The sequence below is a fragment of the Cupriavidus nantongensis genome, assembly GCF_001598055.1.
GTDB classification, from domain to species: Bacteria; Pseudomonadota; Gammaproteobacteria; order Burkholderiales; family Burkholderiaceae; genus Cupriavidus; species Cupriavidus nantongensis.
This window is the reverse complement of the sequence record NZ_CP014844.1, coordinates 344,910-367,096: the sequence shown is the minus strand read 5'-3', so window position 1 is coordinate 367,096 and position 22,187 is coordinate 344,910. Positions and strand designations below refer to the sequence as shown.

Sequence of the window (22,187 nt, the reverse complement as noted above, 5' to 3'; positions counted from 1 at the left end):
TCATGGTCGCGGCCGGCGTCGCAGCCACAGGTACCAGCCGGCCTGCGCGGCTTCGCCCTGCATCGGCTGCAGCGGCACCAGCAGGCCGCCATGGCGCGCCACCACGCGCTGCGCGCACAGCAGCGCGGGTCCAGGCCGGGCCAGTTGCGCGGCGCCCGTGTCATCGGCGGGCTGGAACACGATCGACAGCGCCGCGCCGCCGGCATGGCCGCGGCACGCGGTGCGCAAGGCCGTGCCATGCGCCGCCGCGCCGATGGCGCTGCTCAGCAGCCATTCCAGCGTAGCGGCGAGCATCGCCGCGTCGCCGCCGATGCGCGGCAAGCGCCCGGCCGGGCGTTCGAGCCGGATCCCGGCCTCGCAGGCTTCGGACCAGACGCGGTCCAGCGCTTCATCGAGCAGGGTCTCCATGGCGATCCGCCGCATCCGGTAGGCATGCCGGGTTTCGCGCAGCAGCCGGTTCAGGTCGTCGATATGGCGCAGCGAGCGGCGCGCATGGCCGCCGACCTGCGCCAGCAGTGCCGCATCGGCCTGCGAGCGGGTCTGCCGCAGCGCCAGCCACGCCAGCAGCGACGCATTGGGTTGGCGCAGGTCGTGGCCCAGCACATGCAGCAGCATGTCGTGCACGGCGGCCGGGTCGCGCACGTCGCGGCCGCTTGCTGGCACCGGCAGCGCAGCAGCGCTGCGGCTGCGTCGCACCAGCCGGCTGCCGCCCAGGCACAACGCCGCGGCAACCAGCGCAACGCGCAACTGGCGCGCCGTCATGCCGCGGCCCGCTCCGTGTGTGCCAGGCGCTCCAGCCGGTAGCCATGCGTATAGACCGGGGTCAGCCGCATGCCGTGCCCGGCCTGCAGCCCGAGCTTGCTGCGCACGCGCGACACGTGGGTATCGATGGTGCGCGACATCGGCGAGATCTCGCGGCCCCAGACCGCGGCGGTGATGTGGTCGCGCGTGACGATGCGGCCTTCGTGGCGGAACAGCAGCACCGCGAGGTCGAACTCCTTGGGCGTCAGGCCGATCGGCTGGCCGTTGCAGGTGACCCGGCGCAATGCGCAGTCGAAGGCGTAGTCGCCCAGCCGCAGCGGCGCGTGCGGGGACGCCTGCGCCGGATACGCGCGCCGCAGCAGGCAGTCGATGCGCGCGGCCAGCTCGGCCGGGCGGATCGGCTTGACCATGTAGTCATCGGCGCCGGCGGCGAGCGCGCTGACGATATCGTGCTCGGCATCGCGGCAGCTCAGGAACATGACCGGGATGCGCCGGTCCAGGTGGCTGCGCACCCAGGCCAGCACCTCGCGCCCGGACAGGTCGGGCATCTGCCAGTCCAGCAGCAGCAGGTCGAAGCCGGCGTCGCGCAGCGCCAGCAGCAGGTGCCGGCTTTCGCTGAAGCTGACGCATTCGAATCCCGCGCTGGCGACGACCTGGCGGATCAGCGCCGCATCCGCGGGCGCGTCCTCGAGCGATGCAATGCGCGGTGCCGTTTTCTTTCCCATGTTGCCTCCGACGTAGCTGGCCATTAGCGGGACATTTAATCCGGTGTCGCAGCCCGCCCGAATAGGAAAGCGCTCAATCTCGCCTTTCAACAATCTTTTACTTCTCGCCTCAGCGAGCCGCTCCTACCATGGGCTTCGCTGCGGCACGACCCGTGCCCGCACCACCCGTTTGTCGAGCTGTCCATCCCGGCGGCGCACCACGGTGCGTCCGCGCACAGGAGCCACGTCCGTGAAGATCGCCGCGCTGCAGGCGGACCCTACCCTCGCCGTCAGCATCGAACAAACCCTGCGCCTGAACGGCCACCAGTGCACGCGCTACCTCAGCGGTCGCGCGCTGATCGGCGCGCTGCGCGGCCGGTCGTTCGACCTGCTGATGCTGGATTGCGATACGCCGGGCCTGCCGGCATTGGAAGTGCTGGCGTGGGTGCGCCGCACCCTGGGCAACGAGATGCCGGTGATGCTGACCGGAGCCTCGAACGAAGAAGGCTTTGTCGCGGCGTGCCTGGCGCAGGGCGCGGACAGCTACGTGCCCAAGCCGCTGCGCACCGCGGAACTGGCCGCGCGCGTGCTGGCGCTGCTGCGCCGCGCGCGGCCGGCAAGCGCGGACTGCGACCTGGAACACGGTCCGTTCCGCTTTGCCACCGCCGAGCGGCAGGTGTGGGTCAAGGGCCAGCCGGTGCTGCTCGCCCCGAAGGAATTCGACCTGGCGGTGCTGCTGTTCCGAAATCTCGGTTCGCTGGTGCTGCGCCAGACCATGGTCGACCAGGTCTGGCGCTATCACATGGACACGGCCTCGCGCACCGTGGACAGCCACCTGTCGCGCGTGCGCACCAAGCTGGCGCTGTGGCCGCACAACGGCGTGCGGCTGTCGTCGGTGTACGGGCTGGGGAGCCGGCTCGATGCGGCCTAGCGCGACTGCGTCGCCGGCACCCCGCGGGGCATTCAGTCAGCCTTGATGCCGGCTTCCCTGACGATGCGGGCATTCTCCGCGGACTCTTCGCGGATGGCCTTGGCAAACTGCGCCGGCGTGCCGCCGGTCGGCACTTCGCCGCCCTTGAGCAGGCGCTCATGCACTTCGGGCTCGGCCAGCGCCTTGTTCAGCTCGGCGTTGAGGCGGTTGATGATGGCCGCGGGGGTCTTGCCCGGCGCGAACACACCAAAGGTGGAAGTCAGGTTGGCCTTGGGATAACCCAGCTCGGCCAGCGTCGGCACGGCCGGCAGGCTCTCCAGGCGCTTGGGCGCGCCCACCGCCAGCGCGCGCAGGCGGCCGGCCTGCATATGCTGGCTCAGCACCGGGCTGGCGTTGGTGCTCATCACCTCGAACTGGCCGCCGAGCGCATCGTTCATCTGCTGGCCGGCGCCCTTGTACGGGATCAGCACGATATCGGCCTTCGACTTCTGCTTGACCTGTTCCAGCACCACATGGCCGACCGTGCCCAGGCCCGACGTGGCCCAGCGTACCGAACCCGGTTTGGCGCTGGCCTGGCCGACCACGTCGGCAAAGCTCTTGCCGCTGAAGGCGGAAGTCCCGACCACCAGCACCGGCGAGTACATCACGCTCATCACCGGCGCCACGTCTTTCTGCGGATCGTAGTTGACGCGGCCCACATGCGGATTCAGCGTCAGCGGGCTGGTGGCGGCAAAGCCGAGCGTGTAGCCGTCCGGCGCGGCCTTGGCGACCGCATCGATGCCGATGCTGCCGCCCGCGCCGGCCTTGTTCTCGACCACCACCGAGGTACCCATCTGCGCCGACAGGCGCTCGCCGAGCGCGCGCGCGACGGTGTCGCTGATGCCGCCGGTGGGATAGGCGACGATCAGGCGGATCGGGCGGCTGGGATAGGCGTCGGCCGCGGCGGCAGCGGCGGGAGCAAGGACGGCGGCACTGAAGGCGCACGCTGCGGCCAGCAGCGACGAGCGGAAGGAAAAGGCCATGATGGGAAGGCGGGAGAGATTCGACGGAAGCGGCCGCGCGGCGGCAACGGGCCGGCGCGGCGCAGAACAGCCGCTATCTTAGCCGATCATGCGGCGCGCTCAGCGCTCCAGCGGCCGCTCCGGCACCCACGACACAAAGAGTTCGTTGGCGCGGTCGTAGAGCCGCCAGCCCGTGCCGCAGTCGCGGCAGCAGAACGACAGCATGCTGTACGGCACCCCGGCGGCGCTCTGGGTGACTACCGGGGCCGTGCCGCGCAGCGCCAGGCAGGCCGGCGGCTCGCGCCGGCGCGGATCATCGGCCAGCGCCAGGCAGCGCTCGCAGGGCGGCGTGGCGGGGGCGGCGGAAGGGTCTGGGGCGGCTGGCATCGTCGGCGGCGTCGGCGGAAACGGGGCAGGTCTGACTGAAGTGCCCGCCATGATGCCGCAAAATTCCGCGCGGCAGCAGCACCCTTCGCGGATGACATCAGGCCGCCTGCGCGCGCGCCACCGTGGCGGGTGCGGCCGCGCGCTGGCCAAGCCACACGCTGCCCAGCACCAGCAGCGCGCCGGCTGCCTGCACCGCAGTCAGTGCCTGCCCCAGCACCAGGAAGCCGAGCACCGTGGCGCTGACCGGACTGAGCAGGCCCAGCGCCGCCACCGCCGCCGACGGCATGCGCCCTACCCCGCGGAACCACAGCGCGTAGCTGAAGCCGGCGCCCACTATGCTGAGCCACGCGTAGCCGAGCCAGTTGGCCAGCGTGAAATGCCCGGGCAGCGGTTCCAGCACCAGCGCGAACGGCAGCAGGAACAGCCCGCCCGCGCACAGCTGCCATGCCGTCAGCACCAGCGGCGAGACCGGCGGCTGCCAGTGGCGCGTCAGCACCGTACCCACCGCCATCGACACCGCCCCCGCCGCCGCCGCGGCCACGCCAACGGCATCCAGACGGGCGGCCGGCCCGAGCACCAGCAGCGCCACGCCCAGCAACCCGCCCGCGCCGGCCATCCAGGCCGCCGGGCGCGGGCGCGCGCCCAGCCAGGCCCACGCCAGCACCACCACGATCAGCGGCTGGATCGCGCCAACGGTGGCCGCCACGCCACCGGGCAGGCGGTAGGCGGCGATGAACAGCATCGCCTGGAAGAAGCCGATATTGAGCACGCCCAGCACCGCCGCGCGCCACCACCAGCCGCCCCGCGGCAACTGCCTGCCGAAGGCCAGCATCGCCAGGCCGGCCGGCAGTGCGCGGATCACGCCCGAAAGCAGTGGCTGCCCCGGTGGCAACCACTGGCTGGTGACCAGGTAAGTACTGCCCCAGATCGCGGGGGCGAGGCCGGTCATCAGGATGTCCCTGAGGCTCGGGCCGCCTGCCCCGGTCGTGGAAATGGCGTTCGCCTTCATGTCGATATTCTTGATGTCAAGATAAATCACTTTACGAAGGCGATTGGTTGATGTCAAGATACTTCGATCTGCTTCCTTTCTGCCCTGCCCGATGACCGCCCGCCGCAAACCCGAAGACGCGCCCGACCATGTCGACGGCATCCTCGCCCAATGGGCGCGCGAACGCCCCGATCTCGATGCTTCGCCGATGGGCATCCTCGGGCGGCTGGGCCGGCTCAACCGCCATACCGGTCGGGCGATCGAGGCCGCGCTGGGCGCAACCGGCCTGCAGCCGTGGGAGTTCGATGTGCTGGCGACGCTGCGGCGCGCCGGGCCGCCTTATGCGCTCTCGCCCGGTGCGCTGATCGGTTCGTTGATGATCACCTCGGGCACCATGACCAACCGGCTCGACCACCTAGAGCGGGCCGGGCTGGTACGGCGCGAGCCCAATCCGGAAGACCGGCGCGGACTGCTGGTGGCGCTGACCGACGCCGGCCGCAAGCGTGTCGACCACGCGGTGGAGTTGCACGTGGCCAACGAGCACCGCCTGCTGGAAGGGCTGACCGCGACGGAGCGCGCGCAGCTGGCCGCGCTGCTGCGCCGCTGGCTGCGCATGTTCGAGCCGCCCGCCGGCGATGGCGGCGATGGCAAGTCAGGCGACTAAGCCACGCTTCACACGCGCTGCGGTCCCTCGCGCAAATCCGGCAGGAACACCGTCAGCAGCCCCAGCAGCGGCAGGTAGGCGCAGTACTCGTACACCGCGCGGATGCCGTGGGTATCGGCCATGCCACCCAGCACCGCGGCGCCGATGCCGCCCATGCCGAAGGCAAAGCCGAAGAACAGCCCCGACACCATGCCGACCTTGCCGGGGATCAGCTCCTGCGCGAACACCAGGATCGCCGAGAACGCCGACGCCAGGATAAAGCCGATGATGAAGGTCAGCACCGTGGTCCAGAACAGGCCCACGTGCGGCAGCAGCAGCGTGAACGGCGCCACGCCCAGGATCGAGGCCCAGATCACGCGCTTGCGGCCGATGCGGTCGCCGATCGGGCCGCCCAGGATGGTGCCGGCGGCGACCGCGAACAGGAACAGGAACAGGTGCAGCTGCGCGTCCTGGCGCGCCAGCGCGAAGCGCTCCATCAGGTAGAAGGTGTAGTACGAGGTCAGGCTGGCCATGTAGAAGTACTTGGAGAACACCAGCACCATCAGCACCACCATGGCCCGCACCACCACGCGCGTCGCCACCGGGCTGGCCGTGGCGCCGGCCGCCTTGCGCTTGCGCGCGCCCTGCGCCAGCTGGCGCGCGTACCAGCCGCCGATGCGCCACAGCACCACGATGCCCACCAGCGCCGCCAGCGAGAACCACGCCAGGCTGGCCTGCTGGTGCACGATCAGCGCCGCCAGCAGCGGACCCATGGCGCTGCCGCCATTGCCGCCCACCTGGAAGATCGACTGCGCCAGCCCGTGCTGGCCGCCCGACGCCATGCGCGCCACGCGCGACGACTCCGGATGGAAGATCGACGAACCGGTGCCGACCAGCGCCGCGGCCACCAGCAGCACGCCGTAGCTGGGTGCCACCGACAGCAGCAGCAGGCCGGCCAGCGTAAAGGCCATCGCCACCGCCAGCGAATGCGGCTTGGGATGCTTGTCGGTGTACAGGCCCACCACCGGCTGCAGCAGCGACGCGGTGACCTGGTAGGTCATGGTCAGCAGCCCGATCTGGGTGAAGCTGAGGTTGAAGCCGCCCTTCAGCATCGGATAGATCGCCAGGATCAGCGACTGGATCATGTCGTTGAGGAAGTGGGCGAAGCTGATCGCGGACAGCACGCGGAAGCCGGTGCGTTCCGCCTGCGGGGACGGGGCAAGCGAGGGGGTCGCGGGGGCTGCGCCAGCCGGCGCGGAGTCGATGGTTGTGCTCATTGGCGGCTCTCGACAAACGGAAAGCGGCCAGCGGGGGCGCCGGCCGGGAAGGATCTGAGCACCGATGCTAGCTGGCGTGCCCGCGCCTGTCCTGCGAGAATAGGTCCGCAACCTTGGAGAAAAGGACATGGCGCGCGCCCCCCGCCCTCTTTCCGCCGCGGCCCCCGACAGCCGCCGCCCCCGGCAGCGGCTGCCCGATCCCACGCCCGAGACGCTGGCGCTGGGCGACACCTATGCCGATCCGCCGGCCTATGTGCGCTTCGACCGCAGCCCGCTGCCGGTCACCGCGATGGCCGCAGACTACCTGCCCGGCCACGTGACCCAGCCGCACCAGCATCCGCATGCGCAGCTGATCCACGCCGTGCATGGCGTGATGGTGGTGGCCACCGCCGAAGGCCAGTGGATCGTGCCGCCGACGCGCGGCATGTGGATGCCGGGCGGCACCACGCACTGGATCCGCATGGTGGGGCGCGTGCAGATGCGCACCGCGTATATCCGCCCCGATGCCGCGCCCGACCTGCCGCAGCGCTGCACCGTGCTGGGCATCTCGCCGCTGCTGCGCGAGCTGATCCTGGCCGCGGTCGAGATCGCCCTGCCCTACGCGCCCGACACGCGCGACGCGCGCCTGATGCGGCTGCTGCTCGATGAGGTGATGCTGGTGCCGTCGCTGCCGCTGCACCTGCCGCGTCCGGCCGATGCCAGCCTGCGCAAGATCTGCGACACCATTGCCGGCGCTCCCGACACCGCACTGACACTGGCCGACTGGGGCGCGCGCCTCGGCCTGGACCCCAAGACCATCCAGCGCCGCTTTGCGCGCGAGACCGGCATGACCTTCGGACAATGGCGCCAGCAGGCGCGCCTGCTGGCCGCGCTGGAAAAGCTGGCGGCCGGCAGCAAGGTGGTGGATGTGGCGCTGGACCTCGGCTACGACAGCCCGAGCGCGTTCGCGACCATGTTCCGGCGGCAGTTCGGCGTGCCGCCGAGCGCGTTCTTCCGCTAAGGCGCTGGCGCGCGGAATCCGCGCTCAGTGGCCCAGGTAGCGCTCGACCAGCCGGGTCCAGTAGGCCGCGCCGACGGTCAGGTTGTCGTCGTTGAAGTCATAGCCGGCGTTGTGCAGCAGCGGCTGGTTGGCGCCGTTGCCCAGCCGCACGAAGCAGCCGGGGCGCTCTTGCAGGAAGTAGGCGAAGTCCTCGCTGCCGGCGATGCGCGCGGCCTGGTCCACCACCTTGCCGCCGCCGACCAGTTCCTCGGCTACCTGGAGCGCGAACTCGGTCTCGCGCTCGCTGTTGACCAGCACCGGGTAGCCGCGCACGTAGTCGATCTCGGCCACGGCGCCATAGCCTTCGGCGTGCGAGGTCGCGAGCTGGCGGATGCGCTGCTCCAGCGCGGCCCGCACTTCCGGGCTGAACGAACGCACGCTCAGCTCCATGCGGGCGCTGTCCGGAATCACGTTGGGCGCGTGGCCGGCGTGCAGCGTGCCGATCGTCACCACCGCGGTTTCGTTCGGGTCGACATAGCGCGACACCACCGACTGCAGCGCCATCACCAGGCTGCCCGCCACCAGGATCGGGTCGACCGACTGGTGCGGCCGCGCGGCGTGGCCGCCCTTGCCGCGGATGGTGATGGTGACGGTATCGCACGCGGCCATGAACGGGCCCGCACGGAACAGGAATGTGCCCTGCTCCACGCCCGGATGGTTATGCAGGCCGAAGATGGCATCGCACGGAAAGCGCTCGAACAGCCCGTCGGCCAGCATGCGCTCAGCGCCGCCGCCGGCGCCGATTTCCTCGGCCGGCTGGAAGATCAGGTGAACGGTGCCGTTGAAATTGCGCGTGCGCGCCAGCTGCCGCGCCGCGCCAAGCAGGATCGCGGTATGGCCGTCGTGGCCGCAGGCGTGCATGCGGCCGGCGTTGACGCTGGCGTACGGCAGCGCGGTGCGCTCGTGGATCGGCAACGCATCCATGTCGGCGCGGATGCCGACGCTGTGGCCGCTCTCGCCGCAGCGCAGCGTACCCACCACCCCGGTGCCGCCCACGCCGCGCGTGACCGCGTAGCCCCACCCTTCGAGCAAGGTGGCGACCAGGCCGGCGGTACGGACCTCGTCGAAAGCAAGCTCGGGATGCTGGTGGATATTGCGCCGGATGGCTTCGAGTTCGGCGCGGCTGTCGAGGGTATCAGCCAGCGCGCAGTATCGATGCTTCAGCGATGAGCCGGGGGACTGGAGGGTGGTGCCGAGGTAAGACTCGATTTCGGGGGCGTGCTCGGACATGACGTTTTGCTCTCTGGCGAAACCTGTATAACCAGTATTTCACGCAGAAAAGGCGAACGAAACGTCAGGCCCCCGATTTCCTGTAAAACCATGTAATCCGGCCGCTTTCTGCGCCAGAACTGTTGCCCTAATCGTACGCTTTGTGTGGAAACCCAACGCTTTGTATAAAAGCGTATCGATGGGGAACCCTGGCGGCGGCCGTGTTCAGCGCTCGCCGTACGCCACCACCCGCTGCACCTGCTCGCCCAGTCCGTCCACGCCCAGGCGCATGGTGTCGCCGGCTTTCAGGAAGCGCGGCGGCTTGCAGCCCATGCCGACGCCGGGCGGCGTGCCGGTCGCGATCAGGTCGCCTGGCAGCAGCGTCATGAAGCGGCTGACATAGCTGACCAGCGTGGCCACATCGAACACCATGGTCGCGGTGGTGCCCTGCTGCACGCGCTCGCCGTTGACCTCCAGCCACAGCCCCAGCGCCTGCGGGTCCGCCACTTCGTCGCGCGTCACCAGCCACGGGCCGGCCGGGCAGAAGGTGTCGCAGCCCTTGCCCTTGTCCCAGGTGCCGCCGCGCTCGATCTGGAACTCGCGCTCCGAGACATCGTTGACCACGCAGTAGCCAGCCACGTGCTGCAGCGCCTGCTCGCGCGAGACATTGCGCGCGGTGGTGCCGATGACCACGCCCAGCTCCACTTCCCAGTCGGTCTTGTGCGAGCCGAACGGCAGCATCACCGCGTCGTTGGGACCATTGAGCGAGCTGTTGGCCTTCAGGAACACGATCGGCTCGGCCGGCAGCGGCATGCCGGCTTCGGCGGCATGGTCGGCATAGTTCAGGCCAATCGCGACGATCTTGCCGATACCGGTCCAGGGCACGCCAAAACGCGCGCCTTCGATGACAGGCAGGGTGTGCGGGTCGACCTGCGCCAGCGCTTCCAGCGCGGCCGGCGCCAGCTGCGCCGCATCGATATCGGGAATCACGCCGGACAGGTCGCGCACGCGGCCGGCATCGTCGATCATGCCCGGGCGCTCGGCGCCGGGGTTGCCTACTCGAACCAGTTTCATCGTCGTCGTGGGGTGGTGAGTTGTTGGAAGGGATTCAGGCCGACCGCTTGAGCGCGCCGTTGCGCGCATTGCCCTCGGCCAGCGTTTGCGCCACCACGGTCAGCACTTCCCGGGCGGTGTTTTCGGAATGGCTGCGCAGCACCTGCGCCAGCCGCGGCCGGCCGGGTTCGCGCAGCGCGGCCATGATGGCCTCGTGCTCCTCGTGCGACTCCTGCCAGCGCAGCGTATCGGCGTTGGCGGCGCCGCGCGCGCGGTGCACCTTGCTCATCAGCGCGGCGTAGATGCTGGCCAGCACCGGGTTGGCGGCGCCGTCGATGATCAGTTGGTGGATTTCCTGGTTGATGCGGAAGTAGTCGGTGCGCCGGCCCGCCGCGTGGGCGTCGATCATGGCCTGGTGGCGCCGCTCGAGCTTGGCCATCGTCGCCGCCCCCAGCCGCTGCGCCGCCAGTTCGCCCGCCAGCGCCTCCAGGCCGTGCAGGGTTTCGAAGGTCGCGCGCAACTCTTCCAGGTCCAGCGGCGCCACCCGGTAGCCGATGTACTGCCGGTGCAGCACCAGCCCCTCGGACACCAGCACCTTCAGCGCCTCGCGCAGCGGCGTCTTGGACACATCGAAGGTCTCGCAGAACGCGCGTTCGTCGATGCGCGCGCCGGGCGGCAGTTCGCCCTCTTCGATCATGGTGCGCAGCCGCGCGGCGATTTCGGCCGACATGCCAAGCGTGCGCAGACGCGCGGAAGGGGAAAGCGTTTGTGTCACAGACGTCACCAAAATGGGGAAATGCACCACAGCAAGGCTACCACACCCCTAAATTGTGCATCCGCAACATCGTAAAATCAAAGACTTACACGCGTTGTAATTACAGATTACGTATCCTATACTCCGGCCTGTTGCGCGACACCCCATCAGAACTGCCTCAACCGAAGGACGAAAACAGGAGACGCCGTCATGCAGACGACAACGCGGGCAACAGCGATGACCGAGGCCAGGACCTCGGTACGCTGGAAGATTTTCTTGATGATGCTGTTTCTTATCGCGATCAATTACATCGATCGCGCCTCGCTGTCGGTGGCGATGCCGCTGATCGCCAAGGAGTTCGACCTCAGCCCCGCCATGCAGGGCCTGATCCTCAGCTCCTTCTTCTGGACCTACGCGCTGATGCAGGTGCCGGGCGGCATGCTCGCCGACAAGTACAAGCCGCGCATCGTGATCGCGTGCGCCACCGTGTTCTGGGGCATCGCCCAGGCCGTGGCGGCGTTCACCACCAACGCCACCCAGCTGCTGCTGACGCGCCTGGGCCTGGGCGCCGCCGAAGCGCCGATCTACCCGGCCGGCGGCAAGCTCAACGCGATCTGGATGACGCAGAACGAGCGCGGCCGCGGCGCCACCCTGCTCGACGGCGGCGCCCCGCTGGGCGCGGCCCTGGGCGCGATCATCATCACCTGGCTGATCGCCGCGCTGGACTCGTGGCGCCTGGCCTTTATCGTCGCCGGCGTCGGCACGGTGCTGGCCGGCGTGGTGGCCTGGTACTACGTGCGCAACTCCCCGCGCGAACACCGCGGCGTCAACGAACTGGAAGCGCGCTACATCGAGGAAGCCCTGGCCAGTGAACACCGCGCCGAGCCGGCCAACCTGTCGGGCCGCTCGCTCGACTTCTTCAAGTACCGCTCGGTGTGGTGCATGGCGATCGGCTGGATGTGCTTCAACACCGTGTTCTACGGCCTGCTGACCTGGATGCCCAACTACCTGAACAAGGTGCACGGCTTCGATATCAAGCAGATGGGCGGCGCCAGCTTCATCATCTTTTTCAGCGGCTTCGTCGGCGAACTGATCGGCGGCTGGATCGCCGACAAATGGAAGGAAGCCGGCGGCCGGCCCAATGTGGTGATGCGCACGCTGTTCGGCATCGCCGCGGTGGTGGCGACGGCGTCGATCTTCTCGGTGGCCTATGTCACCGACCCGGTGGTGGTGGTCGTGCTGCTGTCTTCCACGCTGTTCTTCCTGCGCTGGTGCGGCTTGTTCTGGTGCGTGCCGTCGATGCTGGGCACGCGCAACAAGGTCGGCTTCCTGGGCGGCGTGATGAACCTGGGCGGCAATATCGGCGGCATCTCGGTGCCGATCATCGTCGGCATGATCGTGCAGTTCACCGGCTCGTACTTCCTCGCGCTGATGTTCTTCGCCGCGGCCGGCGTGGGCCTGCTGCTGGCTTCCACCGCGATCGACTACGAGACTAAGATTCCCGTCTGAAGACCCGTCGGATCACCGAGTTCCGCAAACAGAAATCCCGCGACAGGCGCCGGCAACGTCCCGGCGCCCGCACTCACTCCTGAGACAAGAACACAATGACCAAGCAAATCCGACTCGGCATGCTGACGCCGTCTTCCAACACCGCGCTCGAACCGATCACCAGCGCGATGGTGGCCGGCCTGCCCAATGTCAGCGCGCATTTCTCGCGCTTCACCGTGACCGAGATCTCGCTGCGCGACCAGGCCCTGGGCCAGTTCAACCTCGACAAGATCCTGGCCGCGGCGAGCCTGCTGGCCGACGCGCGTGTCGATGTCATCGCCTGGAACGGCACCTCGTCCGGCTGGCTCGGCTTCGACAAGGACGAAGCGCTGTGCAGGCAGATCACCGAAGCCACCGGCATCCCGGCCACGACCTCGGTGCTGGCACTGAACGAGATCCTGGAAAAGACCGGCGCGCGCAACTTCGGGCTGGCCACGCCGTACCTGGACGACGTGCAGCAGCGCATCATCGCCAACTATGAGCGCAGCGGCTTCCATTGCGTGGCCGAAAGCCACCTGGACCTGCACGTGAACTACAGCTTCGCCGAGGTCGAGGAAGACACCATCCGCGAAATGGTGCGCGGGCTGGCGCAGCACCAGCCGCAGGCCATCACCACGTTCTGCACCAACCTGCGCGCCGCGCACCTGGCCGAAGAACTGGAAGCCGAGACCGGCATCCCGCTGTACGACACCATCTCCACGGTGGTGTGGAAATCGCTGCGCCTGTGCGGCGTCGATACGCGCGAGCTGCGCGGCTGGGGCCGGCTGTTCCGCGAAGTCGAGTAAGCCGGGACCGATGCCGACCGAGGAGCTGGTGCGCGACTGAAGGCAAGCGCACGCGCGTCGCTGCTCAGCGCGGCGCGGCGAGCAGCGATTCGATCTTCGCCACCAGCTCCTTGTCGTCCGGGGCGGTGCGGCTGCCGTAGCTGGCCACCACCTTGCCGTCGCGGCCGATCAGGTACTTGTAGAAGTTCCATTTCGGCGCGGTGCCAGTCTGCTTTGCCAGCAGCGCGTACATCGGGTTGGCATCGCTGCCGCGCACATGCGATTTACCCAGCATCGGGAACTTGACGCCGTAGGTGTTGTAGCAGAAGTCCGCGATCTCTTTCTGCGAGCCCGGCTCCTGCGAGAAGTCGTTGGACGGGAAGCCCAGCACCACCAGCCCGCGCGCGTTGTACTTGGCGTACAGCGCCTCGAGCCCTTCGTACTGCGGCGTGAAACCGCAATAGCTCGCGGTATTGACCACCAGCACCACCTTGCCCGCGTACTGGCACAGGTTCTGCGGCGCGTCGTCCTGCAGGCGCGGGAAGGTGAAGTTGAGCGATGCCGGGCAGGTGCCGGCGGCGGGCATTGCGGACGTGGCGGGCTTGTCGGCGGCGCGCAGCGGTGCCGGCAACAGGGCCGCGCTGGCGGCTGCCAGGGCGAGGGCGGCAGCCAGGGGAACGGACAGGCGGAAAGTCAGGGGGCGACGGCTCATGGCGACGGGGCTCCGGTAGTCGGCTCGCTGGTTTGGGTACGCGTAGTCTACGCCGATGGCGGCCTGCCGGATGCGCCCCGCGTCAGTCCATCGCCAGCGTGGCGGCGTGCTCGGTAACGCTGCTGCGCAGCTCAACATCCGGCATGCGGCGCACGATCAGCAGCGCCAGCACCGCCGCCGCCGCGCCCACCGCAAAGATCAGGTGGAAGCCGGACTCCACGCCGCCGGCCAGCACCGCGCGCACCGACGGCGACAGCTGCGCGAAGGCCTCGCTGCCATGGCGCAGCGCGCCCAGGTCCAGCGCCTGCGTCACCCCGGAAGCCGCCAGCGCCTGGCGGAATTCCAGCGTCAGCAGCGTGCCGGCCAGCGCGCCGCCGAGCGCGCTGCCGAGCGAGCGCAGCACCAGCAGCGCACCGGTGCCGGCGCCGGTATCGCGGCGCTCCAGCGCGTTCTGCACGCTCATCAGCGTTGCCACCATGGTGATGCCCAGGCCCACGCCGGCCAGCGACATCGCCGCCAGCACCACCGCCACCGGCACCGCCGGGGTCACCAGCGCCAGCACGATCAGGCCCAGCGCGCCGGCGATATAGCCCGCGGTCAGGATGCCGCGCATGCGGCCCACGCGCGGCGCCAGCCACGCCACGATAAAGTTGCCCGCCACCGTGGCCAGCAGGAACGGCATCACCAGCAGGCCGGAGGTCGACGCATCGGCGCCGCGCACCAGCTGGAAGTGCAGCGGCAGGGCGAAGATGCACAGGAAGATGTCGAGCGCCGCCAGCGCCGACGCGGCCACGCCCAGCACATAGGCACGGTTGGCGAACAGGCGCGGCGGCAACATCGGGTCGGCCGCGCGGCGCTCCTGCCAGGTCAGCAGCAGCACGGCGGCGACGGCGGCCAGCAGCAGGGCGCCCAGCTCCGGCGAGAGCCAGTCATAGACATCGCCGCCCCAGCTCATCGCCAGCAGGAAGGCGACGATGGCCACCGCCAGCAGCAGCGCCCCCAGCCAGTCCACGCGCGCGCGCCCGCCGCGCGCGGGCAGCATGGCCAGGCCGCGGTAGCACATGAACATCGCCAGCAGCCCCAGCGGCACATTGACCCAGAACAGCCAGCGCCACGACATGTGGTCCGAGACCCAGCCGCCCACCAGCGGCCCGGCGATCGACGCCACCGCCCATACCGTGGCCAGGTAGCCCTGGTAGCGCCCGCGCTGGCGCGGCGCCACCACGTCGGCGATCGCGGCCTGCGCCAGCGACATCAGCCCGCCGCCGCCCACACCCTGCAGCGCGCGGAACAGGATCAGCTGCCCCAGCGTCTGCGCCAGCGCGCACGCCACCGAGGCGCCGATAAACAGCGTGATCGCCACCATCAGCAGTCGCCGCCGCCCGAAGCTGTCGGACAGCTTGCCGTACAGCGGCGTGGTCACCGTCGACACGATCAGGTAGGCCGTGACGATCCACGACAGGTGGCCGAAGCCGTTCAGGTCATTGGCGATCGCCGGCACTGCCGGGATCACCACGGTCTGGTCGAGCGCGGCCAGCAGGATGCACAGCACGATGCCGCCGATCACGCGCATCACCGCGCGGTGGTCATGGGTGGGGAGGGCGGCAGCGTGGTCGGGTGTGGTCGGAACGGCAGACGCGGTGGAACCGGCGGAGGCGGGCGAAGACATGGGCAAGCACAGGGCCGCAGCAATGTGCGGCGAAAGCAACGTCAAAAGCAGGGAATCGTGGCCGGGAACCGCGCGAGGAGGGCGTGATGCCGGAGCGGGTGGCCTAATTCAGCGAACGCATAATTATATGCGGCCAGCGAATATCGTGCTTGCTGCGAGATCGGATGACGGTCACGACCACGCAGCGCGGCTGCCTCACCGCGCAGACGGGCTAAAGCAGGCCGCTTAAGGCAATGCCGTTCAGATAACCACCGTCGTTCCCGCCTGCGCGGGAATGACGGTAGTGTTTGGAGGCAACCGCTAGCGGCCGCCGCCGGTGATGTAATGCTCGAGCTGCTCGATGATGAACTGCTGCTCGGAGATGATGTCCTTGACCAGGTCGCCGATCGACAGCATGCCGATCAGCTCGTCGCCCTGCATCACCGGCAGGTGGCGCAGCCGGTGCCGGGTCATCAGCGCCATGCATTCGTCGGTGGTCTGGTTGGCGCTGACGTAGATCACCGCGGTGGTCATGATGTCGCGCACCAGCGTCTCACGCGAGGTGCGCTGCATCAGGATCACCTTGCGCGCGTAGTCACGCTCGCTGATGATGCCCTTGATCTCGCCATGCTCGAGGACCAGCAACGCGCCGATGCCTTTCTCGGCCATCAGCTGCAGCGCGGCGTAGACGGATGCCGTGGGCGGAATGCTGTAGATGGCCTGACTCGGCTTGGACTCCAGAACCTGGCGTGCGGTTTTCATCACCAACTCCTTTTCCGTCGAGAAACATGCGGCTGGCGCTACCTGCCTTGCTGCCAATGGAACCAGAGTAGCAAAGGAATGCGCAGGCTTACAGGGTGACTTACGCTAATCTTTGTAAGCAGAGTGTGGCGCCGCCACTACTGGCGTCCCAGCTACTCGGTCAGCATCCGCACCTTCACCTTCTTGCCCTTGACCTTGCCGGCGTTGAGCCGCTTCACCGCCTCGCGCCCGATGCTGCGCTCGACGGCGATATAGGTCGACATTTCCAGCACGTTGATCTTGCCGATCTGCTCCTTGGCAAAGCCCGCCTCGCCGGTCAGCGCGCCCAGGATGTCGCCGGGACGGATTTTCTCCTTGCGGCCGCCCAGCATCTGCAGCGTCACCATCGGCGCCAGCAGGCGCTCGGTGCTGGCCGGCGTCAGTTCGGCCAGCGGATGCCATTCGAACTCGCCGCCGTGGTGCTGCTCCAGGTTGCCCACGCGCCCCATCTCGTCCATGCTGACCAGGCTGAAGGCCCAGCCCTCCTGGTCGGCGCGGCCGGTGCGGCCGATGCGGTGCACGTGCACTTCCGGGTCGGGCGTGATCTCGACATTGATCACCGCCTCGAGCTGGGCGATATCGAGCCCGCGCGCGGCCACGTCGGTGGCCACCAGCACCGAGCAGCTGCGGTTGGCAAACTGCACCAGCACCTGGTCGCGCTCGCGCTGCTCCAGTTCGCCATGCAGCGCCAGCGCCTGGTACCCCTGCGCGCGCAGCAGCTCCACCAGGTCGCGGCAGCGCGCCTTGGTATTGCAGAACGCCAGCGTGCTGGCCGGCCGGAAGTGGTCCAGCAGCCGCGCCACCGCGTTCAGGCGCTCGCTTTCTTCCACCTCGTAGAAGCGCTGGCGGATGGTGCTGTTGTCGTGCGTCGCCTCCAGCTTGAGCGACTGCGGATTGCGCAGGAAGCGGTGGCTGAGCTTGTCGATGCCGGGCGGGTAGGTGGCCGAGAACAGCAGCGTCTGCCGGTCGCGCGGGCAGCGGCTGGCCACATAGGCGATATCGTCGAAGAAGCCCATGTCGAGCATGCGGTCGGCCTCGTCCAGCACCAGCGTGTTGATCGCCGACAGGTCCAGACTGCCGCGATCGATATGGTCCAGGATTCGCCCCGGCGTGCCGACCACGATATGCGCGCCATGGATCAGGCTGTCGACCTGCGGGCGCATCGGCGCGCCGCCGCACAGCGTCAGCACCTTGATGTTCTCTTCGGCGCGCGCCAGGCGGCGGATCTCCTGCGTGACCTGGTCGGCCAGCTCGCGCGTCGGGCACAGCACCATGGCCTGCACGTCGAAGCGGCGCGGATCGAGCCGGTGCAGCAGCGCCAGCCCGAACGCCGCGGTCTTGCCGCTGCCAGTCTTGGCCTGCGCCACCAGGTCGTGGCCGGCCAATGTGATCGGCAGGCTGGCCGCCTGGACCGGCGTCATTTCGTCATAGCCCAGCTGCGCCAGCGTGGCGAGCATCGCGGGCGACAAGGGCAGGGTGGAGAAAGCGGGGCCGGCTGGCGGCTGCGCGGGGGCTTGGACAGGGGTCGAGTTCATGCGCGATTATAGCGAGCCGGCGTCAGGCATCCGCGGCGGCGGGCGGGGTCCAGCCCAGCCGCTCCAGCAAGGCCTGGGCGGCGGCCGGCGCGCGTTCCTTGGCACCGTTTATAAAGAAGATAAAGACCTCGCGCTTGCGTGCCGCGGGCTTGCGGTCCTCGAGCATCGGCAGGTCATCCGGCTGCGCGCCCTGCGCCCATGACTGTGCGCGCGCGGCCCATGCGTCGAGCGCCTTCGGACCATAGCCGGTGTTCAGCTTCGCGCTGCTTTCCATCAGCCGCGCGTAGACAAAATCCGCGGTCAGGTCCGCCATCGACGGGAATTTCTGCGCATCGGTAAAAACCGTGGCGGCCTTGTACTTGCGCGCGAGCTTGAGGTAGTCAGCCGACCTGAAGCTGTCGTGCCGCACCTCCAGCACGTGGCGCAGTGTCACGCCTTCGACGGAAGGCGGCAGCAGTTGCAGGAAGGCCTCGAAGTCTTCCGCATCGAACTGCTTGGTCGGCGCGAACTGCCATACCACCGGCCCCAGCTTGCGGCCCAGTTCGGCAATGCCGCTGTCGATAAAGCGCGCGATGGACTCGCCGGACTCCGCCAGCACGCGGCGATTGGTGGCAAAGCGCGAGGCCTTCACCGCAAAGACGAAGTCATCGGGGGTCTCGTCGCGCCACTTGGCGAACGAGGTGCGCTTCTGCGTGCCGTGATAGGTGCTGTTGATCTCGATCGCGCTGAGGTGACGGCTGGCGTAGGCCAGTTCGCGCGACTGCGGCAGTTTGGCGGGATAGAAATTGTCGCGCCACGGCGCGTAATTCCAGCCGCCGATGCCGACGCGCACCAGGCTGGCCGGCGCGGCGGCCTTGCGCGAGGGCGCGGTCGATAGAGCTTTGGACGCGGCTTTGACTGCGGCTTTTGCTGCGGCTTTTGCTGCGGCCGCAGAGGTTGCGGCAGGCGTGGATGCGGCCTTCGCCGCGGTGCGTGCTGGCATGGCGCGGTCTCCCGAGACGCGAGACTGGCAGTCTAGCGGGAAACCGCGCCTTGTGGTGACGGCACGGCCGCAAGCCGTCGCCATAAAAAAACCGGAAGAGGACGACGCCCCTTCCGGCCCGCTCCCCGATCCCCCGGGTTCAGAACGAGAAATTGAGCAGCACGTCCGCGATATTGACGTCCGCGGGTTGGGTCTGCACGGCCCCGCCGACGCTGGTCGCCTGGATGCTGTACTTGCCTGCCGCGGCGCCGTCCGGCGACAGCGGGATCGGCAATGCGGCAGTGTAGGTGCCGACCACCGGCGCGGCCACCGGCAGCGCGGGTTCGGTCGCGAACAGGCTGTAGGCGCCGGTATCGCTGGCGGCCGCGGTCGCGGCGATTTCAAAGGTACCGCCGTTGACCAGCTGCAGCGCGCGCAGCGTGGCTTCGGCCGAAGCCGGCGCCACCGCGCCCGAGACGCGGCGATAGGTCGAGGCCGGCAGCGTCAGCGGCGCCGCTGCGGTCGAGATCGCCGTGGGCGTACCCACCACCACCGGCACGCCGCGCACGATGCCCGCCGCCTTGGCGTTGGCCGCACCCGGCACCACCACCACGTCGACCGGACCGGCCGTGCTGCTTTGCTCGATCGGCGACAGGCGGAAGCTGCCATTGGCATCGGCCACGGTCGACTTCACCACCACGCCGTTGCGCTCGGCATAGACGCGCGCACCCGGGGCCCCGGCCACCACGCCATTGACTTCGCCGCTGACGGTCATCGGGATCGCGGTCACCACCGGCTTCAGGCCATAGGTGCCATTGCCGCGCGTCACCACCGACTTGCAGGCGTCGAAGTCCAGCACCAGGTCGGTCAGCGTGTCGCGCGCCACCGTGAACGCACGATTGATCTTGATGCCGGACTGGACCGCGCTCGGCGTGTCGAGCGGCTGCTCGGCGCCGCCGACGGGAACCACCGAATTGGCCAGGGCCGAGGCACCGCTGCCGCGGTTGGCATCGAGCACCAGGCGTACCTGCTGGTAGTTGCCGGCCGGCAGTGCGGTCTGGCCCAGCACCGTCATCACGCCGTTGGTCAGCGACAGCAGGTCGATCCTGCGCGCGGGCACCACGTCGATATCGACCCAGCCCCCGGCGCTGGCCTCGGCGCTGGCGCTGCTGTGCACGCGCACCTTGTTGACGGTGACGAAGACATTGTTGAAACCGCAGGCCGGCGCATCGGTCATCGATACCTGCAGCGTGCCGCGCCCGGCATCGCCATCATCGCCACCGCCCCCACCGCAGGCGGCCAGCGCAAGGGCGCCACTCAGGGCGAGCAGACGCAACGGTGCAGAAGTCTTGGCAAGGAATGACACAGTGATTTCTCCGCTTATTGTTTATGGGTTGATCGCAGCATATGTGCCGGCTCGCATAACCGGTGTAAATCTTTGTAATACGTTGTGAAAAAGTTCAGTGCATTGTCTGCATGACTGATCAGGAGGTCTTGAGCAATCGCAACGATTCGCGCTGCATTGTGTCGTCAACTCCGGCGATCACGAGCGCATGCATCACATTGCTCAAGTCGGCGCCGCGCGCTCCGTATACAGCGGGGTGGAAATCCCACGCTGCAGATTCCTGCAAACGCCCCCAACGATTCCTTACGAAGGATTCCCCTTGATGTTCACTACCATCCGCGCGCGGATCGTGGCGCTGTGTGTCGCCATCGTGGTCGCCGCGCTCGCCATCAACACGGCACTGAACCAGTTCGTTGCCAATCGCCATAACGAAGACGCCATCGACAGCAGCCTGGCCGCGGTGCAGAGCGGGCACGCCAGCGCCATCGTCGACTGGGTCGCATCGCACAGCCGCATGATCGAGTCGCTGCAGGACGCCGTGCTGCAGCCCGAACCCGATGCCGCGCTCAAACAGATCGCGCAGGCCGGCGGCTTTACCAACGTCTACGTCGGCTATGCCGACAAGACCGCGAAGTTCTCCAACCCGCAAGGCATCCCGCCCGGCTACGACCCTACCGGCCGCCCGTGGTACCAGCAGGCCGCCGCCGCCGGCAAACCCGTGGTCACGCCGCCTTACGTCGATGCCGGCACCGGCAAGCTGGTGGTGGCGTTCGCCGCGCCGGTGGTGCGCGACGGCGCGGTACAGGCCGTGGTCTCCGGCGATGTGGCAATGGATACGGTGATCGCCAACGTCAAGGCGATCCACCCGTCGCCAGCCAGCTTCGGCATGCTGGTGGCGCGCAACGGCGACATCGTCGCCCACACCGACGACAAGCTCACGCTCAAGCCCGTCACCGAGCTCGTGCCCGCGCTGAGCGCCGACAAGCTCGCCGCCTTGGCCGGCGCAAAGACGCCGCTGGAAGTCGACGTGCACGGCAGCACCAAGCTGCTCGGCGCGCGCGCCATCCCCGGCACCGACTGGCTGGTCATCGTCGCGCTCGACCAGGCCGAGGCCACCGCTGGCATGCGCTCCGTGCTGATCGCGTCGGTGATCGCGCTGGTGCTGATCGCCGTGGTGGCCGCCGCGGTGGTATGGGGCGTGGCGACGATGTCGCTGCGCGGCCTGTCCACCGTGCGCGACGCCATGAATGCGATCGGCTCCGGCGATGGCGACCTGACCCAGCGCCTGCCCGCCGACGGCAACGACGAGGTCGCGCAGATCGCGCGCGCCTTCAACACCTTCGCCGACAAGCTCTGCACCATCATGCGCCAGATCCGCGACGCCAGCGAATCGGTGCGCGCCGCATCCGACGAAATCGCCGCCGGCAACATGGACCTGTCGCGTCGCACCGAGTCCGCCGCCGCCAGCCTGCAGCAGACCGCCGCGTCGATGGAACAGATCACCGCCACCGTCGGCCAGTCGGCCAGCTCGGCGCAGCACGCCAACGCATCCGTCGCCGCGGCCTCGCGCGTGGCCGGCGACGGCGGCGTGGTGATCGGCGAAGTGATCAGCACCATGGGCCAGATCGAGACCGCGTCGGTCAAGGTGTCGGACATCATCGGCGTGATCGAGGGCATCGCCTTCCAGACCAACATCCTCGCGCTGAACGCCGCCGTCGAAGCCGCGCGCGCCGGCGACCAGGGCCGGGGCTTCGCCGTCGTTGCCGGCGAAGTGCGCGCGCTGGCGCAGCGCAGCGCCCAGGCCGCGCGCGAGATCAAGACCCTGATCGAGACCACCGTGGGCAGCGTCGCCTCGGGTTCGGAGCAAGTCCGCCGCGCCGGGGACACCATGGGCGAGATCGTCAGCAACGTCTCGAAAGTGACCGGAATCATCAACGAGATCACTCACGCGACGATGGAACAGACCCGTGGCATTCAAGAGGTGAATATGGCGGTGAGCCAGCTCGACCAGATGGTGCAGCAGAACGCGGCGCTGGTGGAGCAGTCGACCGCGGCGGCCGCGGCGCTGCAGACGCAGGCCGGCAGCCTTGCGGGGGCGGTGGGGCAGTTCAGGCTGGGCTGAGAT

Annotated in this window: 21 protein-coding genes; 6 read left to right on the top strand and 15 right to left on the bottom strand. The window is 68.7% G+C overall.

The features are described 5' to 3' along the window. Both A2G96_RS01580 and A2G96_RS01575 read right to left on the bottom strand, forming a co-directional pair. The gene (locus tag A2G96_RS01580; protein WP_062796157.1) at positions 1–762 is read right to left on the bottom strand and encodes a sensor histidine kinase; all 762 of its coding nucleotides are present in this window, start codon (positions 760–762) and stop codon (positions 1–3) included. Beyond that, complete coding sequence (locus A2G96_RS01575; RefSeq protein WP_062802005.1) at positions 759–1,487, bottom strand: response regulator transcription factor; 729 nt, start codon at positions 1,485–1,487, stop codon at positions 759–761. The genes A2G96_RS01580 and A2G96_RS01575 overlap by 4 nt, the downstream gene beginning before the upstream one ends. A 229-nt stretch (positions 1,488–1,716) precedes the next feature. Here A2G96_RS01575 and A2G96_RS01570 point away from each other — a divergent pair, with 229 nt between their 5' ends. Then, positions 1,717–2,397, top strand: coding sequence for a response regulator transcription factor (locus A2G96_RS01570; protein ID WP_062796155.1), 681 nt, complete (start codon positions 1,717–1,719; stop codon positions 2,395–2,397). A gap of 32 nt (positions 2,398–2,429) precedes the next feature. Here the strand turns inward: A2G96_RS01570 and A2G96_RS01565 are convergent, their stop codons facing one another. The 3 genes from A2G96_RS01565 to A2G96_RS01555 form a co-directional block, all read right to left on the bottom strand. After that, positions 2,430–3,419 carry a Bug family tripartite tricarboxylate transporter substrate binding protein gene (locus tag A2G96_RS01565; RefSeq protein WP_062796152.1) on the bottom strand — a complete coding sequence of 330 codons (990 nt, stop codon included), beginning with the start codon at positions 3,417–3,419 and terminating at the stop codon, positions 2,430–2,432. Positions 3,420–3,518: 99 nt separating this feature from the next. Then, entirely contained in the window at positions 3,519–3,785 is a 267-nt protein-coding gene (locus A2G96_RS01560; protein WP_092315260.1) for a hypothetical protein, read from the bottom strand. Positions 3,786–3,882: 97 nt separating this feature from the next. After that, on the bottom strand, positions 3,883–4,794 hold the full coding sequence (locus A2G96_RS01555; protein WP_062802004.1) for an EamA family transporter: 912 nt from the start codon (positions 4,792–4,794) through the stop codon (positions 3,883–3,885). 91 nt (positions 4,795–4,885) lie between these two features. Between A2G96_RS01555 and A2G96_RS01550 the strand changes: the two genes are divergently transcribed. Then, positions 4,886–5,437 carry a MarR family winged helix-turn-helix transcriptional regulator gene (locus A2G96_RS01550; RefSeq protein ID WP_062796147.1) on the top strand — a complete coding sequence of 184 codons (552 nt, stop codon included), beginning with the start codon at positions 4,886–4,888 and terminating at the stop codon, positions 5,435–5,437. Positions 5,438–5,445: 8 nt separating this feature from the next. On the opposite strand, the gene A2G96_RS01545 is transcribed toward A2G96_RS01550, so the two are convergent. Beyond that, the gene (locus tag A2G96_RS01545; protein WP_062796144.1) at positions 5,446–6,693 is read right to left on the bottom strand and encodes an MFS transporter; all 1,248 of its coding nucleotides are present in this window, start codon (positions 6,691–6,693) and stop codon (positions 5,446–5,448) included. A 127-nt stretch (positions 6,694–6,820) separates the two neighbouring features. Here A2G96_RS01545 and A2G96_RS01540 point away from each other — a divergent pair, with 127 nt between their 5' ends. Continuing rightward, complete coding sequence (locus A2G96_RS01540) at positions 6,821–7,693, top strand: AraC family transcriptional regulator (protein ID WP_174549287.1); 873 nt, start codon at positions 6,821–6,823, stop codon at positions 7,691–7,693. A gap of 24 nt (positions 7,694–7,717) precedes the next feature. Here A2G96_RS01540 and A2G96_RS01535 read toward each other — a convergent pair whose 3' ends face one another. The 3 genes from A2G96_RS01535 to A2G96_RS01525 all read right to left on the bottom strand — a co-directional run bounded on the left by A2G96_RS01535 (position 7,718) and on the right by A2G96_RS01525 (position 10,724). Next, on the bottom strand, positions 7,718–8,962 hold the full coding sequence (locus A2G96_RS01535) for a M20 aminoacylase family protein (RefSeq protein WP_062796142.1): 1,245 nt from the start codon (positions 8,960–8,962) through the stop codon (positions 7,718–7,720). Between the two features lie 204 nt (positions 8,963–9,166). Then, positions 9,167–10,015: a fumarylacetoacetate hydrolase family protein gene (locus A2G96_RS01530; RefSeq protein ID WP_062796140.1), complete on the bottom strand. Its 849-nt coding sequence runs from the start codon at positions 10,013–10,015 to the stop codon at positions 9,167–9,169. 34 nt (positions 10,016–10,049) lie between these two features. Beyond that, a complete protein-coding gene (locus A2G96_RS01525; protein WP_231909606.1) occupies positions 10,050–10,724 on the bottom strand; it encodes a GntR family transcriptional regulator in 675 nt (224 codons plus the stop codon). Positions 10,725–10,958: 234 nt separating this feature from the next. Here A2G96_RS01525 and A2G96_RS01520 point away from each other — a divergent pair, with 234 nt between their 5' ends. Together A2G96_RS01520 and A2G96_RS01515 are read left to right on the top strand one after the other, a co-directional pair. After that, positions 10,959–12,257: an MFS transporter gene (locus A2G96_RS01520; RefSeq protein ID WP_062796136.1), complete on the top strand. Its 1,299-nt coding sequence runs from the start codon at positions 10,959–10,961 to the stop codon at positions 12,255–12,257. Positions 12,258–12,352: 95 nt separating this feature from the next. Next, a complete protein-coding gene (locus A2G96_RS01515) occupies positions 12,353–13,081 on the top strand; it encodes a maleate cis-trans isomerase family protein (RefSeq protein WP_010811436.1) in 729 nt (242 codons plus the stop codon). Positions 13,082–13,145: 64 nt separating this feature from the next. On the opposite strand, the gene A2G96_RS01510 is transcribed toward A2G96_RS01515, so the two are convergent. The 6 genes from A2G96_RS01510 to A2G96_RS01485 form a co-directional block, all read right to left on the bottom strand. Next, entirely contained in the window at positions 13,146–13,772 is a 627-nt protein-coding gene (locus A2G96_RS01510) for a glutathione peroxidase (RefSeq protein WP_062796134.1), read from the bottom strand. Between the two features lie 82 nt (positions 13,773–13,854). Beyond that, the gene (locus A2G96_RS01505; protein ID WP_417926421.1) at positions 13,855–15,441 is read right to left on the bottom strand and encodes an MDR family MFS transporter; all 1,587 of its coding nucleotides are present in this window, start codon (positions 15,439–15,441) and stop codon (positions 13,855–13,857) included. 300 nt (positions 15,442–15,741) lie between these two features. After that, on the bottom strand, positions 15,742–16,182 hold the full coding sequence (locus tag A2G96_RS01500; protein ID WP_062796130.1) for a CBS domain-containing protein: 441 nt from the start codon (positions 16,180–16,182) through the stop codon (positions 15,742–15,744). Between the two features lie 152 nt (positions 16,183–16,334). Next, positions 16,335–17,756 (bottom strand): ATP-dependent RNA helicase DbpA, encoded by a 1,422-nt coding sequence (gene dbpA, locus A2G96_RS01495; protein ID WP_062796128.1) that lies wholly within the window; start codon positions 17,754–17,756, stop codon positions 16,335–16,337. 22 nt (positions 17,757–17,778) lie between these two features. Continuing rightward, the gene (locus tag A2G96_RS01490; RefSeq protein ID WP_062796126.1) at positions 17,779–18,738 is read right to left on the bottom strand and encodes a DUF72 domain-containing protein; all 960 of its coding nucleotides are present in this window, start codon (positions 18,736–18,738) and stop codon (positions 17,779–17,781) included. 139 nt (positions 18,739–18,877) lie between these two features. After that, the gene (locus A2G96_RS01485; protein ID WP_062796124.1) at positions 18,878–20,083 is read right to left on the bottom strand and encodes a DUF4382 domain-containing protein; all 1,206 of its coding nucleotides are present in this window, start codon (positions 20,081–20,083) and stop codon (positions 18,878–18,880) included. Positions 20,084–20,384: 301 nt separating this feature from the next. On the opposite strand from A2G96_RS01485, the gene A2G96_RS01480 reads away from it, so the two are divergent. Beyond that, the gene (locus A2G96_RS01480) at positions 20,385–22,184 is read left to right on the top strand and encodes a methyl-accepting chemotaxis protein (RefSeq protein WP_062796122.1); all 1,800 of its coding nucleotides are present in this window, start codon (positions 20,385–20,387) and stop codon (positions 22,182–22,184) included. Positions 22,185–22,187: the final 3 nt, after the last annotated feature.

Coding starts and splice junctions, on each gene's coding strand:
- A2G96_RS01580 (WP_062796157.1), bottom strand. CDS start 762: ATGACGGCGCGCCAGTTGCGCGTTGCGCTGGTTGCCGCGGCGTTGTGC.
- A2G96_RS01575 (WP_062802005.1), bottom strand. CDS start 1,487: ATGGGAAAGAAAACGGCACCGCGCATTGCATCGCTCGAGGACGCGCCC.
- A2G96_RS01565 (WP_062796152.1), bottom strand. CDS start 3,419: ATGGCCTTTTCCTTCCGCTCGTCGCTGCTGGCCGCAGCGTGCGCCTTC.
- A2G96_RS01560 (WP_092315260.1), bottom strand. CDS start 3,785: ATGCCAGCCGCCCCAGACCCTTCCGCCGCCCCCGCCACGCCGCCCTGC.
- A2G96_RS01555 (WP_062802004.1), bottom strand. CDS start 4,794: ATGAAGGCGAACGCCATTTCCACGACCGGGGCAGGCGGCCCGAGCCTC.
- A2G96_RS01550 (WP_062796147.1), top strand. CDS start 4,886: ATGACCGCCCGCCGCAAACCCGAAGACGCGCCCGACCATGTCGACGGC.
- A2G96_RS01545 (WP_062796144.1), bottom strand. CDS start 6,693: ATGAGCACAACCATCGACTCCGCGCCGGCTGGCGCAGCCCCCGCGACC.
- A2G96_RS01540 (WP_174549287.1), top strand. CDS start 6,821: ATGGCGCGCGCCCCCCGCCCTCTTTCCGCCGCGGCCCCCGACAGCCGC.
- A2G96_RS01535 (WP_062796142.1), bottom strand. CDS start 8,962: ATGTCCGAGCACGCCCCCGAAATCGAGTCTTACCTCGGCACCACCCTC.
- A2G96_RS01530 (WP_062796140.1), bottom strand. CDS start 10,015: ATGAAACTGGTTCGAGTAGGCAACCCCGGCGCCGAGCGCCCGGGCATG.
- A2G96_RS01525 (WP_231909606.1), bottom strand. CDS start 10,724: ATGTCGGCCGAAATCGCCGCGCGGCTGCGCACCATGATCGAAGAGGGC.
- A2G96_RS01520 (WP_062796136.1), top strand. CDS start 10,959: ATGCAGACGACAACGCGGGCAACAGCGATGACCGAGGCCAGGACCTCG.
- A2G96_RS01515 (WP_010811436.1), top strand. CDS start 12,353: ATGACCAAGCAAATCCGACTCGGCATGCTGACGCCGTCTTCCAACACC.
- A2G96_RS01510 (WP_062796134.1), bottom strand. CDS start 13,772: ATGAGCCGTCGCCCCCTGACTTTCCGCCTGTCCGTTCCCCTGGCTGCC.
- A2G96_RS01505 (WP_417926421.1), bottom strand. CDS start 15,441: ATGTCTTCGCCCGCCTCCGCCGGTTCCACCGCGTCTGCCGTTCCGACC.
- A2G96_RS01500 (WP_062796130.1), bottom strand. CDS start 16,182: ATGAAAACCGCACGCCAGGTTCTGGAGTCCAAGCCGAGTCAGGCCATC.
- dbpA (WP_062796128.1), bottom strand. CDS start 17,756: ATGAACTCGACCCCTGTCCAAGCCCCCGCGCAGCCGCCAGCCGGCCCC.
- A2G96_RS01490 (WP_062796126.1), bottom strand. CDS start 18,738: ATGCCAGCACGCACCGCGGCGAAGGCCGCATCCACGCCTGCCGCAACC.
- A2G96_RS01480 (WP_062796122.1), top strand. CDS start 20,385: ATGTTCACTACCATCCGCGCGCGGATCGTGGCGCTGTGTGTCGCCATC.